The sequence below is a fragment of the Massilia sp. LjRoot122 genome (assembly GCF_964252725.1).
Lineage (GTDB): Bacteria > Pseudomonadota > Gammaproteobacteria > Burkholderiales > Burkholderiaceae_D > Telluria.
The window spans coordinates 4,501,523-4,513,737 of the sequence record NZ_CAXUPB020000001.1 but is presented as its reverse complement, the minus strand read 5'-3'; the positions used below and the strand labels follow the sequence as shown (position 1 = coordinate 4,513,737).

The 12,215-nt window shown below is 65.8% G+C and carries 14 protein-coding genes; 6 read left to right on the top strand and 8 right to left on the bottom strand.

Annotation, left to right across the window (positions count from 1 at the left end; translation table 11 throughout):
- The first annotated feature begins 76 nt into the window (after positions 1-76).
- Positions 77-562, top strand: coding sequence for an Lrp/AsnC ligand binding domain-containing protein (locus ACSQ25_RS19745; RefSeq protein ID WP_436107368.1), 486 nt, complete (start codon positions 77-79; stop codon positions 560-562).
- A gap of 65 nt (positions 563-627) precedes the next feature.
- Complete coding sequence (locus tag ACSQ25_RS19740) at positions 628-1,194, top strand: hypothetical protein (RefSeq protein WP_436107367.1); 567 nt, start codon at positions 628-630, stop codon at positions 1,192-1,194.
- Here ACSQ25_RS19740 and ACSQ25_RS19735 read toward each other — a convergent pair.
- The 3 genes from ACSQ25_RS19735 to ACSQ25_RS19725 form a co-directional block, all read right to left on the bottom strand.
- The gene (locus ACSQ25_RS19735; protein WP_436107366.1) at positions 1,191-2,216 is read right to left on the bottom strand and encodes a MerR family transcriptional regulator; all 1,026 of its coding nucleotides are present in this window, start codon (positions 2,214-2,216) and stop codon (positions 1,191-1,193) included. The genes ACSQ25_RS19740 and ACSQ25_RS19735 overlap by 4 nt on opposite strands.
- 120 nt (positions 2,217-2,336) lie before the next feature.
- Complete coding sequence (locus ACSQ25_RS19730) at positions 2,337-3,353, bottom strand: peptidoglycan recognition protein family protein (RefSeq protein WP_436107365.1); 1,017 nt, start codon at positions 3,351-3,353, stop codon at positions 2,337-2,339.
- 28 nt (positions 3,354-3,381) lie between these two features.
- Positions 3,382-4,113: a transglycosylase SLT domain-containing protein gene (locus ACSQ25_RS19725; RefSeq protein WP_436107364.1), complete on the bottom strand. Its 732-nt coding sequence runs from the start codon at positions 4,111-4,113 to the stop codon at positions 3,382-3,384.
- Positions 4,114-4,397: 284 nt separating this feature from the next.
- Between ACSQ25_RS19725 and argJ the strand changes: the two genes are divergently transcribed.
- From argJ to ACSQ25_RS19710, 3 genes are read left to right on the top strand one after another with little or no spacing between them, the layout of a single operon-like run.
- Positions 4,398-5,636, top strand: a complete 1,239-nt coding sequence (gene argJ, locus ACSQ25_RS19720; protein WP_436107363.1) for a bifunctional glutamate N-acetyltransferase/amino-acid acetyltransferase ArgJ — start codon at positions 4,398-4,400, stop codon at positions 5,634-5,636.
- Positions 5,637-5,640: 4 nt separating this feature from the next.
- Positions 5,641-6,531 carry an ATP-binding protein gene (locus ACSQ25_RS19715; protein WP_436107362.1) on the top strand — a complete coding sequence of 297 codons (891 nt, stop codon included), beginning with the start codon at positions 5,641-5,643 and terminating at the stop codon, positions 6,529-6,531.
- Positions 6,524-6,943 (top strand): NUDIX domain-containing protein, encoded by a 420-nt coding sequence (locus tag ACSQ25_RS19710; RefSeq protein ID WP_436107361.1) that lies wholly within the window; start codon positions 6,524-6,526, stop codon positions 6,941-6,943. Before ACSQ25_RS19715 ends, ACSQ25_RS19710 begins: the two co-directional genes overlap by 8 nt.
- A 121-nt stretch (positions 6,944-7,064) precedes the next feature.
- Here ACSQ25_RS19710 and yacG read toward each other — a convergent pair whose 3' ends face one another.
- The 4 genes from yacG to ACSQ25_RS19690 all read right to left on the bottom strand — a co-directional run bounded on the left by yacG (position 7,065) and on the right by ACSQ25_RS19690 (position 9,611).
- Positions 7,065-7,247, bottom strand: coding sequence for a DNA gyrase inhibitor YacG (yacG, locus tag ACSQ25_RS19705; RefSeq protein ID WP_436107360.1), 183 nt, complete (start codon positions 7,245-7,247; stop codon positions 7,065-7,067).
- 11 nt (positions 7,248-7,258) lie between these two features.
- On the bottom strand, positions 7,259-8,014 hold the full coding sequence (zapD, locus tag ACSQ25_RS19700; protein ID WP_436107359.1) for a cell division protein ZapD: 756 nt from the start codon (positions 8,012-8,014) through the stop codon (positions 7,259-7,261).
- Positions 8,015-8,107: 93 nt separating this feature from the next.
- Positions 8,108-8,737 (bottom strand): dephospho-CoA kinase, encoded by a 630-nt coding sequence (coaE, locus tag ACSQ25_RS19695; RefSeq protein WP_436107358.1) that lies wholly within the window; start codon positions 8,735-8,737, stop codon positions 8,108-8,110.
- Position 8,738: 1 nt separating this feature from the next.
- Positions 8,739-9,611, bottom strand: a complete 873-nt coding sequence (locus ACSQ25_RS19690) for a prepilin peptidase (protein WP_436107357.1) — start codon at positions 9,609-9,611, stop codon at positions 8,739-8,741.
- A gap of 205 nt (positions 9,612-9,816) precedes the next feature.
- Between ACSQ25_RS19690 and ACSQ25_RS19685 the strand changes: the two genes are divergently transcribed.
- Positions 9,817-11,199 carry a hypothetical protein gene (locus ACSQ25_RS19685; protein ID WP_436107356.1) on the top strand — a complete coding sequence of 461 codons (1,383 nt, stop codon included), beginning with the start codon at positions 9,817-9,819 and terminating at the stop codon, positions 11,197-11,199.
- Between the two features lie 25 nt (positions 11,200-11,224).
- Here ACSQ25_RS19685 and ACSQ25_RS19680 read toward each other — a convergent pair whose 3' ends face one another.
- Positions 11,225-12,211, bottom strand: coding sequence for a TerC family protein (locus ACSQ25_RS19680; RefSeq protein ID WP_436107355.1), 987 nt, complete (start codon positions 12,209-12,211; stop codon positions 11,225-11,227).
- Positions 12,212-12,215 lie beyond the last annotated feature (4 nt).

The following is a 12,215-nucleotide window of genomic DNA, read 5'->3' as shown; positions in this document are numbered from 1 at the left end:
TTAGAAGAGATTGCCATGATACCGCTGCTAGTGGAATAATGGTTTCTGTTAATACACACGTTTTCAGTGAAAATTCATGCGCGTCCAGAAGAACTCCCACCGCGTGCTCGACAAGATCGACCTGCACATCCTGTCCATCCTGCAGGACGATGCCCGCATCGTCATGAAGGACCTGGCCGAGCAGGTCGGTTTGTCGCTGACGCCCTGCATCGAACGGGTCAAGCGCATGGAGCGCGACGGCGTGATCGCCGGCTACCACGCGCGCGTGAATCCGCAAGCCATGGGCCTGCAGATCCTGGTGTTCGTCGAGATCACCCTGCACCAGAAATCGGAGAAGACCTTCGACCGCTTCCGCCGCGCGATGCTCGGCATTCCCGAGGTGATGGAGTGCCACCTCGTCTCCGGCGACTTCGACTACCTGATCAAGGCGCGCATCCCGGAAATGTCGGAATACCGCCGCCTGCTGGGCGAGATCCTGCACGTGGCCGATGCCGGGCAGTCGAAAAGCTACGTGGTGATGGAAGAGCTGAAGGAGACGCTGGCGCTGTCGATTCCGCGCTGAGCCACATCGGCGATCGGGCGCGACGCCGTTGGGTTAGGATGATGCTTCGACAAGGCGGAGGCCGCATGCAAGGTACACGATGGATTCTATTGGCGACGGTGCTGGTGCTGGGCACGGGCGCCGCCGGACCGGAGGACCGCCATTTCGCGCCCGCCGGCCTGTTCGAGCTCCAGGCCATGGCGGACCTCGGCTTGCGCAATCCGGACGATGGGGCCGTGTTCCAGCGACCGCAGCAAATCTGCGCGAAAACCGCACAACAGAAAGGCCTGCCGCAGCGGATGCGCGACAGTGGCTGCGTCGACGTGCCTGGGGTGCTGCAAGACGATCGTGTCGTATTCGACAGCACCTGTCCATGGGGCCGGGCGACTTTCTCGGTCCGCCAGGTGGACGCGCAGACCTGGGAGTCCATCCTGGAGGAAGAGCGTCATCCCGCGGCTGGCGACGCGGGCCTGCGCACCGATCCGGAGCTGCGCAGGATGATGGCCGACGTCGCGAAGAACGGTGATCCCCAGGAGCGCGAAGCCGCACGGCGCACCCTTGCCGAGATGGAGGCGAAGGAGCAGGGCGCCGGGAGGGCGCCCATCCGTACCAGGGTGGTCGTCCGCATGAAGCGGCTCGCGCAGGAATGCTAGCCGGCCGGCGCGCGCATCCGTTCTCCCGCCTTGCGCAGGAAGCCAATGACGTCGTCGCCGATGCCGGTGCCGAGGTGCAGCATCGGTTCAAGGCTGGCGGCGCGGCGGAATTGCGCCACCACCTCGGGATCGTCGCCCACCATGTCGGTAAACATGCCGAACCAGCGCCGCGCCAGCGCCGAGGCTTCATCGGATTGGGCATCCGGATCCTCCCGCATGCATGCGCGGATCTGCATGGCCAGCGCGATCCACTCGTCCGAGTGAGACGCTTCGTGGCGGCGCATGCGTTCCACCGTCTGCGCCGGCAGGTAGCGCGCGTAGATGCCGAAGCGCAGCTCGTTGATCGCATTGCGCATGTAGGCCAGCAGGGCGGGCGCCAGGCCGAGCTGCTTCTGTACCGCCGCATCCTGCCCGGTCATGGCCGTCAAGCGCAGGATGAAGTCGGGATCGCCGCCGCTGTCGCGTTCGACGCAGCCCAGCCAGCGCTCGGCGAAGGCCCTGGCCTCGCGCGTTTCCGGCGCGACGCCGCGATCGATCAGCGACTGCGCCTGCCGCACCAGTTCCCGCCATTCGGCCTGCGCCGCCGGGTTCTGGTACAGCGGCAGCCGCGCCAGTTCTTCCTTCGAAAAGTATTGTTCGTACATGCGCATCTGCTCCAGAGTGGTTAGCCAGATGGACAGGTCGGTGTCCTCGCCTGCGGCCAGGCGCGTGCGCAGGCGCAGCAGCTGCTCGCGCATCTGCGCAGCTTCGGCGATCTGCCGGTCGAGCGCCGAGAGCTGGCGTTCGACGACGGCCAGCGGCGAGGCGTCCGGACTGTCCAGGTAAGCCCCGATGTCGGCCAGCGCCATGCCGAACGCGCGCAGGGCCTGGATCTGCTGCAGGCGCGCCACGTCGTCGCGGTCATAGAGGCGGTAGCCGGCATCGGAACGCGCAGAAGGCGAGAGCAGGCCGATGCTGTCGTAATGGTGCAGCGTGCGGACCGTCAAGCCGGCGCGTGCCGCGAGTTCTCCCACTTTCAACATCGAGCTTCTCCCTGTTCTTCATGCGTAGCGCTACTCTGGAGCCTCACCTTGCGTGAGGGTCAAGCGCTTTGTCGGACATGCCTGCCGCCATGATAAGGGCAGGCATGTCCCGGGGGAGAATTACCAGGCCATCTTGTTCCAGGTGTCATCGCCGACGATGCCGTCCGCGCTCAAGCCCTTCGAGGTCTGGAAGTTCCTCACGGCCGTCGCGGTTGCCGGGCCGAAGGCGCCGTCCACCGCGATGCCCGCGCCGCTCTCATTGAGCTGGCTTTGCACGGCGCGCACCTTGGCGCCGGAATCGCCCTGCTGGGTCAGGATGGTCAGCGCCGGCCAGGTGGCGTTGCCGACGATGCCGTCCGCGCCCAGGCCGTGCGAGGACTGGAAGTTCTTTACCGCGTTCTGGGTCGCGGTGTCGAAGCTGGCGTTGACGGTGAGGGTGTAGCCCCATTGCTGCAGCAGGTACTGGATGGTGCGTACGCGCTCGCCGGTGTTCCCGTACTGGACCAGCGGCCAGGTGGCGGCCGTGCCGCCGCCCGAGGTGCTGCCGGCTACCAGCGATTTGTAGCGCGGCCAGTCCCAGCCCGAACCCGGATCGGTGTGGCTCTGGCTGGCGTAGTTGACGTGGCCCTTGACGTTGAACAGCGAGTCCGCGGGCACGGCATTCCAGCCGCTGCTGCCGTCATACACCTTCTGCGCCAGGCCGCGCGAGGCGAGGATGTCCTTGGTGAGCCCCGCCGAGGCGTTGTACATGGCGCTGGTGTACCAGGCGGACGGATTCGCCACATAGCCCTCGTGCTCGATGCCGATGGTGTAGCCGTTCGAGTTCCCCACGTGCCAGGCCTTGTCGGCTTCGCGCACCATCTGGGTCACCTGGCCGTCCGAGGAGCGGATCACGTAGTGGGCGCTGACGCCGGCGCTGCAGTTCTGGAACCAGGAGATCGAGCCCGCGTAGGAGCCTTGCGTGGTGTGCACGGTCACGTGGCTGACGGCGGCGGTGCGGGCCGAATAATTGCAGCTGGCGGCGGGGTTCCAGATGGCCGGCGGGTAGTCGGTCGATGCAAGCGCCGGCTGAACCGACGCGACGAAACACAGGCCTGCGAGGAACCTGGCAAATGAGCTGCGCAACATGTTCTTCATGAATGTTGTCTCCGTATTCTGCTCGTTGTTATTTGTTCGGGGTATCGACGAAATCCGGCGCCGAAATCTTCGGATCGGGCGTGCCGGTTTCGACCGTGATGCGGCGCGCGGACAGCTTGCGCAGGCGCTCCTTGCCGTAGGCCTTCTCCATCTCGACGTGCTTCTGGTCGATCTCGAACATGCTGCTCCTGCGGCCCTGGCGGATCGCGCTCAGGACTTCATAGCTGTAGATCCTGGCGATCTCGGGCTGCGGGATACCGCTGTAGCGCGCCACGGCCGCTTCCCAGTCCTCGATCGGAAAACCCTTGTTCTTGCGGGCGCCGTAGTGGGCCAGCAGGGCGGCGGCGGCGCGGATGTTGCTGCGGGTGTCGGAGGCCGCCTGTTCCGGCGTGACGCGGATCAGGCCCGCGCCCTCGCGCAGCGAATGGCCGAAGTGATTGTCGTCGCGCAGGCCCATGATGCCGTAGCTGATCGGCATGCCCTCGTGCGACTCGACTTCCACTTCGGGCTCGCCATTCTTCTTGAGCTTGCCTTTGGGGACGTGCGGGTGCCAGCGGGTCTCGGCGTAGGCGATCGACTGCAGCAGCTCGACCGGCACGTTGAATTCGTTGGACGCTTCTCTGAAGTACTGCTTGTACTGCTTGGCCGCCACAGTCAGCTCGACCGGTTTGCCGTCGGCGAACGCGAGCGGCGCTGCCGCCGCTCCCGCCAGTGCTGCACATAGCGCGAGCAGCAGCCGCGCCTTGACGCTTTTCTTCATCCTTGTCTCCAGGTTTGTTTGATCAAAAAACACGCCGTTTTCCGGCCTGATGAGTATATGCATACTTCGCATGAAGGAATCGTAAGCTTTTGATTCAAAACAATATTTCGTCAGAAATGAATCGTGCGCAATGTGCCACTGAAAGTCGGTATATAAGCCGCAATTAAGGGACTGTAAGCAGGGGTTATCGCTTCATGCGGAATGCATGAAAACAGGCCCGCTCGCCGCAGGCGCCGCTGGCAGTACAATATCGGATTACCTATCTTTTCTTTCATGAGATCGCCATGGCCGTCAATTCCCCCCTGCCAGTCGCAGCTGAGCTGAAACCCGTCAACGGCATTGAAATCGGCTTCGCCGAAGCCGGTATCAAGAAGCCCAACCGCAAGGACTTGCTGGTGATGAAGCTGGCCGAAGGCGCGACCGTGGCCGGCGTCTTCACCAAGAACCGCTTCTGCGCCGCGCCGGTCCAGGTGAGCAAGGCCAACCTGGCGGCCGTCGCCAATGGCGGCAAGCCGATCCGCGCGCTGGTGGTCAACACCGGCAATGCGAATGCCGCTACCGGCGAACCGGGCCTGGCCAACGCCCAGGCCACCTGCGCCGAAGTGGCGAAACTGCTCGGCCTCGACGCGCAGCAGGTGCTGCCGTTCTCCACCGGCGTGATCCTCGAACAGCTGCCGATCCAGAAGATCGTCGCCGGCCTGCCGGCCGCCGTGGCGAACCTGAAGGCGGACAACTGGTTCAACGCGGCCGAAGCGATCATGACCACCGACACCCAGCCGAAGGCGGCCTCGCGGTCCGTCAACATCGGCGACCACACGGTGACCATGACCGGCATCAGCAAGGGCGCCGGCATGATCAAGCCGAACATGGCGACCATGCTCGGCTACCTGGCGATCGACGCCCACGTGGCGCAGCCGGTGCTCGATGAACTCGTCAAGCATGCGGCCGACCACTCGTTCAACAGCATCACGATCGACGGCGACACCTCGACCAACGACTCCTTCATCATCGTCGCCACCGGCGCGGGCAGCCTGCGGGTGGATAGCGCCAGCGGCTTCGAATACGAAGCGCTGAAGGCGGCCGTGACCGACATCTCGCGCAACCTGGCGCAGCAGATCATCCGCGACGGCGAAGGTGCGACCAAGTTCATGACCATCACGGTGGAGCAGGGGAGCAGCGTGGAAGAATGCCGCAAGATCGCCTACTCGATCGCGCACTCGCCGCTGGTCAAGACCGCCTTCTTCGCCTCGGACCCGAACCTGGGCCGCATCCTGGCCGCGATCGGCTATGCCGGCGTGGACGACCTCGACACCACCAAACTGGACCTCTACCTGGACGACGTGTGGGTGGCCAAGGCCGGCGGCCGCAACCCGGACTACAAGGAAGAAGATGGCCAGCGCGTCATGAAGCAGGCCGAGATCACCGTGCGCGTGACCCTGGGCCGCGGCGAGGCCACCGCCACCGTCTGGACTTGCGACCTGTCGCACGACTACGTCTCGATCAACGCCGACTACCGTTCCTGACCGGATGACGCCACTGGAACAGTTCCTGCACCGCGCCGAAGCCCTGCTGGCGCGGGTCGAGGCGGTGCTACCGCCCGCGCTGCCGCGCGAGCCGGACTGGAAGCGCAGCTTCGCTTTCCGCTGGCGCAAGCGCGCCAACGGTGGGGGTAAATACCTGGCCCCGGTGCTGCATGCCTCGACCATCCGGCTGGAAGACCTGCAGCACGTCGAGGTGCAGAAGCGCCAGATCGAGCAGAACACCCGCCAGTTCGTACTGCGCCGCCCGGCCAACAACGTGCTGCTGACCGGCGCGCGCGGCACCGGCAAGTCCTCGCTGATCAAGGCCTGCCTGAACGGCTTCGCCGACCAGGGCCTGCGCCTGATCGAAGTCGACAAGGCCGACCTGGCCGACCTGCCCGACATCGTCGACCTGGTGGCGGGCCGGCCCGAGCGCTTCGTGGTCTTCTGCGACGACCTGTCCTTCGAGGAGGGCGAGGCCGGCTACAAGGCGCTCAAGGTGGCGCTCGACGGCAGCATATCGGCACAATCGGACAACGTCCTGATCTACGCGACCTCGAACCGGCGCCACCTGATGCCGGAAAAGATGTCGGACAATGCCGGCTACACGCACGGCGACGAGGGCGACCTGCATCCGGGCGAGACGGTCGAAGAAAAGATCTCGCTGTCGGAGCGCTTCGGCCTGTGGCTGTCCTTCTATCCCTTCCGCCAGGACGACTACCTCGACATCGTGGCGCACTGGCTGGCCGGTTTCGGCTGCACGCCGGAGCAAATCACGTCGGCGCGCATGGAAGCCCTGCAGTGGGCGCTGCAGCGCGGTTCGCGTTCGGGGCGGGTGGCATGGCAATTTGCGAAGGACTATGCCGGCAGACTGCCGGACAGCGAAACGAATGAATGAAGCAGTGAAGGCAAAGCCGGTCGACGTCGCGGTCGGCATCCTGATGCGCGCCAACGGCGACGTGCTGCTGGGCCAGCGCCCGGACGGCAAGCCCTATGCGGGCTACTGGGAATTCCCGGGCGGGAAAGTCGAACCGGGCGAGGACATCTTCCACGCGCTGCAGCGCGAGTTCGTCGAAGAGCTGGGTATCCGGGTTCTCAGCGGCGAAGCCTGGTGCTGCGTCGAGCACGTGTACGAGCACGCGCACGTGCGCCTGTACTTCTACATTTGCCGCGAATGGGAGGGGGAGCCGCAAAGCCTGGAAGGACAGGCGTTTGCGTGGCAAGGCGGCTACAACGTGAGTCCCTTGTTGCCAGCGACGATACCGCTGCTGGAGTGGCTGGATCTGGTGCGTTACCCGGCCGCGAAATAGTTAGCACCCCAACGCGTCGTTCCGGCGAAGGCCGGAACCTAATTTGATCTTCGTGGCGACGCAACGAACTTGGATCCCGGCCTTCGCCGGGATGACGTTTCAAAGTCGCGGGCCTCCGCCCTTATTCGTCCGCCAGCTTGTCGTCCTGCGGATCGCTCGGCGCCGCGCCGGGAATCGTGTATTTCTCTTCGGCCCAGGCACCCAGGTCGATCTGCTTGCAGCGCTCGGAGCAGAACGGGCGGTACTTGTTCGCCGGGGTCCATTCGACCTTCTTGCCGCAGGTCGGGCAGGCTACAACAGTCATATCGCTACCACTTAAAAATTACAGAGAGTCAGGTTGAAGGGCACGTCTTCTTCGAGCGCCTTTGGCTTGCAGTCGCCGTCCTGCGAGGTGAAACGTACCCACAGCATGTACTTGTTGGCCGAGATCTCGGGGATCGCACCCTGGGATTCGTCGATCGACAGACGCAGCATCTGGTACACCTTCCCCTGCAGCATCTGCTGATAGCTGCCGCCGGTGGCGATCATTTTGACAGGTCCGCCGGAATCGCGCAGCAGGCGCAGCACCAGGGCGAGCGCCTCGAACAGCGGGGCCAGCGGGGCGAACCAGTTCATGATGTCGGCGTGCCGCTGTTCGGCAGGCCGGTGCTGCCAGGCGTAATACGATGGTAAATCGAACTCGCAGGCGCCGCCCGGGATGATGGTGCGGCCGCGGATGCTCATCAGCCACTCGTTGTCGCGCACGTTCTGGCCGGTCTTGCCCTGCGCCGCCACCAGGGCGCCGCTGACGGCGTCCAGCTCGGCCAGCACGGCGTCCAGCGTCTCGGAGGCGACATTCGGGTTGCTGCGGTAGGTCAGCAGGCTTTGCTTCTGCCGCTCGAGTTCCTGCAGCAGGTCGGATTTCAGGTCGGCGCGGCCGGCCACTTCCAGCATGTCGAAGATCGTGGCCAGGGCCACGTGGTGCTGCATCGGGTGCTCTTGTCCCACAAAGAACTTGAACTTCTCGTACAAATCTTCCAGCCGCAACAACGTGCGAATCCGCTCGTTGAAAGGATATTCGTAGACGATCAAAATGACATTCCTCTGAATGTAGGCTGGAGAGCAACCCCGTGATTCTGAACCATGCTGCGTAAAATTACAAATCCCGCATTGACTTAATTCAACTTAGTTTTGCGTTTCTTTGCTCAGGGATAAATACAGAGCATGCAAAACCTCGACCTGCGGGTGCAGCGCGTCCAGCCCGTCGTCGTTCAGGATGATGTCGTCGGCCGCCGCCCGGCGCTGTTCGCGCGTGACCTGGGCGGCCATGATGGCGCGTACCTGGGCTTCCGCCAGGCCGCTCCTGGCCATCACGCGCGCCACCTGGACTTGTTCCGGGCAGTCGATCGCCAGCACGCGGCTGACGCGCCCGCGCCAGGTGCCGGACTCGATCAGCAGGGGCACGACGAAGATCAGGTAGTCGCCGGTGGCGATCGCCGCCGCCGCGGCGGTGGCGTCGCGGATCTTCGGGTGCAGGATGGCTTCCAGGCGGGCGCGCGCGGTGTCGTCGCTGAAGACGAGGGCGCGCATCCTGGCGCGGTCCAGCGCGCCGTCCGGCGTGGCGAACTCCGCGCCGAACTCCGCCAGCAGGGCCGGCATCGCGGCGCCGTGCGGCGCGGTGAGCGAGTGGGCGATCTGGTCGGTGTCGATGACCGCGGCGCCGCGGGCGGCGAACATGTCGGCCACGGTGCTCTTGCCGCAGCCGATGCCGCCGGTCAGGCCGACCGAGAAGGCGGGAGGGCGGGGAGCGTCCATCTCAGCCGGCGACGACGGCCTGCAGCTGGGCGCTGATGCCGCTGCCGTAGAGCAGGGCGATCAGGCCGGCCGCCGCCAGGTAGGGGCCGAAGGGAATCGGCTTGTCGCGCCCGCGCTTGGCGAACACGATCAGGCTGATGCCCACCACCGCGCCCACCACCGAGGACAGCAGGATGATGGTCGGCAGCATTTGCCAGCCGAGCCAGGCGCCGAGGGCCGCCAGCAGCTTGAAGTCGCCGTAGCCCATGCCTTCCTTGCCGGTGACCAGCTTGAACAGCCAGTACACCGACCACAGCACCAGGTAGCCGGCGGCGGCGCCGATCACGGCGTCGGCAAGCGGCACGAAGGTCCCGTTCAGGTTCACCAGCAGGCCGGCCCACAGCAGCGGATAGGTCAGGTCGTCCGGCAGCAGCTGGGTGTCGATGTCGATGAAGGTCATCGCCACCAGCAGGAACAGGAACAGCAGCGTCGCCAGGCCGGCCAGGCCGCTGCCGAAGGTCCACACCATCACGCCGGCCAGCACGCCGGTGAGCAGTTCGACCGCCGGGTAGCGCGGCGAGATCGGCGCCTTGCACTTGCGGCATTTACCGCGCAGAGCCAGCCAGCTGATCACCGGGATGTTCTCCATGGCCGTGATCTGGTGCCCGCAGTGCGGGCAGCTGGAGCGCGGCACCATCAGGTTGTAGCGGTCGGTATGCGGCGGCTCCTTGCCGCTCTCCTGGGCTACGTAGTTGTCGGACTCGCGCTGCATCATCTTCGGGATCCGGTGGATGACCACGTTCAGGAAGCTGCCCACGAGCAGCCCGAACAGGGCGGCCACGAGGGTGGCGCTCAGGGTGGCCGGCGGGGCGAACAGCAAGGATTCCAGGGGCATGGCGGCAGGTCCGGTCAGAAAACAGAAGGGAAAGAATAAGTTCGGCGCAAAAAGATTCTTTACATCAACCTATTGTAGAGCTTTCCTGCGATTTGGCGAAGCTTCCGCGAGCAGGTCCACACCTTGGCGCACGATTGTGAGGGATCATGCCCCGGCTGTGGCGCGCGGCTACGCTGGTTCTCTCCGCCACTGCCGGGTGCCTGCGATGCCACGCGCAACACTGACTTTCCTGAACCATGCCTGCTTCATGGTGCGCACCGACGCCGCGCTGCTGGTCGCCGATCCCTGGCTCGAAGGAGCGGTGCTCGACGGCGCCTGGAGCCTGGTGGACGACGGAAGCAGCACCAGCGAGCTGCTCGACACGCTCAACGCCGCCGGTGTGCCCATCTATATATGGTGCTCGCGCGCCCAGCCCGACCGCTTCCCGCTGCCTTTCCTGCGGCGTTTCCGCTCCGAATTCCGCGGCATCGCGACCTTCCTCTACCGGCCGGGGCGCGACATGCGCATCGCCAAGGAGCTGCGGCGCCTGCGGCTGCCGCTGGCCGCCTGCCCGGACGGCGTCACGGTCGGGCTGGCCGGCGACCTGCGCCTGACCGCGCTCGCCAACGGCGACGGCGACACCGCCTGCCTGATCAGCTGCGGCGGGCGCAGCATCCTCAACCTGGGCGACCGCGCCCTGGCCACGCCGGCGGCCTGCCATGCGGCGGCGCCGCGCATCGCCCAGGCGGCGTCGCGCATCGACCTGCTGCTCACCGGTTTCGGCAGCATGGGCTGGTGCGGCAATCCGGAACAGTTCGCGCTGCGCGAGGCGGCGGCCAAGGCGGCGGTGGAGCGCCTGGCGCTGCAGGTCGAGCGCTTCCGGCCCAAGTTGGTGCTGCCGATTGCCTCGTTCGCGCGCTTCGCCCGCGTCGACAATGTCTGGCTCAACGGCGGCAGGCTGTCGCCGGCCGAGCTGCTCGAGGTGTCGCGGCTCGACAACCTGCGCGGGGTGATCCGCTTCCTGGCGCCCGGCGCCAGCATCGACCTGCAGCGCGACACGCCGGGCACGCTGGCCTGCGCCCACCAGCGGGCGCTGGAACACTGGACCGAAGGCTGGCGCAAGCGTCCGCCGCCCTTGCCGCGCCTGCCGCAAGCGTCGCTGGGCGAGCTGAAGGCGGCCTTTTCCCGCTACAGCGAGCGGGTCACGGCCGGGATGCATGTGCTGCCCTGGCTGCTGGAACGGATCGGGCTGCTGCGGCCCTTGCTGGTCTACCTGCCGGACCTGCGCCAGACCGTGGAGCTGTCCTACCGGCATGGCTTCCGCCTGCGGCCGCGGGCCAACGGCGAACTGCCGGCGGCCCACGTGGCGATGTTCTCGGGAACCGCGCTGCAGCTGCTGCGCACCGGGGACGGCTTCGACACCGTCTATGCGGGCGGCTGCTTCTGGACGCTGCGGCGCAGCGGCCTGTCGACCTTTGGACGCTTCTTCCTGCCGCAGCGCATGGGCGGGCGCGGCGCCGACCGGCACCGGCCACTAGCCATGGGCGGCTATCTGTGGCGGGCGCTGCTGGGACGGATGGCGCGCGGGGTGCAGGCGGCCTTGCGCTGAACCCGGCGCAAGGCCGCCCCCGGTCTCAGCCTGCCGCCGCCGGCGGCTCGCCGCGGGTACGCCACAGCGAGTACAGGATGCCCGACGCGATCAGCAGGCCGGTGACGGCCAGCGACAGGCCAGCCGGCACCTTGCCGCCGAATACGAAGTCGCCCAGGAAGATCTTCGAGCCGATGAAGACCAGCACTGCCGCCAGCGAGTATTGCAGGTAGTGGAAGCGCGCGACCATCGCCGCCAGCGCGAAATACAGCGCACGCAGGCCCAGCACCGCGAAGATGTTCGAGGTGTAGACGATGAACGGGTCGCTGGTGATCGCGAAGATGGCGGGCACGCTGTCGACCGCGAACACGACGTCGGTGATCTCGACCATGCACAGCGCCAGGAACAGCGGCGTCGCCCACAGCAATGTCTTGCCGGGCTGCGCCGGGTCGGGCTGGCGCACCAGGAAGTGGTTGCCGTGCAGTTCAGGCGTGACGCGCAGGTGGCGCTTCAGCCAGGCCAGGACCTTGCTTTCGCGGATGTCGTCGCCGCTGGTCGAGACGAAGAACATCTTGATGCCGGTGAATACCAGGAAAGCGCCGAAGATGTACAGCACCCAGTAGTAGTTCTCCACCAGGGCGGAGCCGGCGCCGATCATGATGCCGCGCGTGACGATCACGCCCATGATGCCCCAGAACAGTACCCGGTGCTGATAGAGCGGCGGGATCGCCAGGGTGGCGAAGATCAGCGAGATCACGAAGATGTTATCCAGCGACAGGCTCTTCTCGATCAGGAAGCCGGTATAGAAGTGCAGGCCCTTTTCGCTGCCGAGCTCGAACCAGACCCAGAGGCCGAAGGCCAGGCCCGCCGTCAGGTAGAGCGCCGACAGCTTCAGGCTTTCCTTGACCCCGATGACGTGGTCTTTCTTGTTCAGCACGCCGAGGTCGAAGGCCAGCAGGACCACGACGATCGCGATGAACACCAGCCAGGTCCAGGCCGGTGTGCCGAGCCAGAGTGTAGTGAGGATGTCCATGATG

Coding starts and splice junctions, on each gene's coding strand:
- ACSQ25_RS19725 (WP_436107364.1), bottom strand. CDS start 4,113: ATGAAGAAAAGCGTCAAGGCGCGGCTGCTGCTCGCGCTATGTGCAGCA.
- ACSQ25_RS19680 (WP_436107355.1), bottom strand. CDS start 12,211: ATGGACATCCTCACTACACTCTGGCTCGGCACACCGGCCTGGACCTGG.
- yacG (WP_436107360.1), bottom strand. CDS start 7,247: ATGACTGTTGTAGCCTGCCCGACCTGCGGCAAGAAGGTCGAATGGACC.
- argJ (WP_436107363.1), top strand. CDS start 4,398: ATGGCCGTCAATTCCCCCCTGCCAGTCGCAGCTGAGCTGAAACCCGTC.
- ACSQ25_RS19710 (WP_436107361.1), top strand. CDS start 6,524: ATGAATGAAGCAGTGAAGGCAAAGCCGGTCGACGTCGCGGTCGGCATC.
- ACSQ25_RS19690 (WP_436107357.1), bottom strand. CDS start 9,611: ATGCCCCTGGAATCCTTGCTGTTCGCCCCGCCGGCCACCCTGAGCGCC.
- ACSQ25_RS19730 (WP_436107365.1), bottom strand. CDS start 3,353: ATGAAGAACATGTTGCGCAGCTCATTTGCCAGGTTCCTCGCAGGCCTG.
- ACSQ25_RS19745 (WP_436107368.1), top strand. CDS start 77: ATGCGCGTCCAGAAGAACTCCCACCGCGTGCTCGACAAGATCGACCTG.
- coaE (WP_436107358.1), bottom strand. CDS start 8,737: ATGGACGCTCCCCGCCCTCCCGCCTTCTCGGTCGGCCTGACCGGCGGC.
- ACSQ25_RS19685 (WP_436107356.1), top strand. CDS start 9,817: ATGCCACGCGCAACACTGACTTTCCTGAACCATGCCTGCTTCATGGTG.
- ACSQ25_RS19715 (WP_436107362.1), top strand. CDS start 5,641: ATGACGCCACTGGAACAGTTCCTGCACCGCGCCGAAGCCCTGCTGGCG.
- ACSQ25_RS19735 (WP_436107366.1), bottom strand. CDS start 2,216: ATGTTGAAAGTGGGAGAACTCGCGGCACGCGCCGGCTTGACGGTCCGC.
- ACSQ25_RS19740 (WP_436107367.1), top strand. CDS start 628: ATGCAAGGTACACGATGGATTCTATTGGCGACGGTGCTGGTGCTGGGC.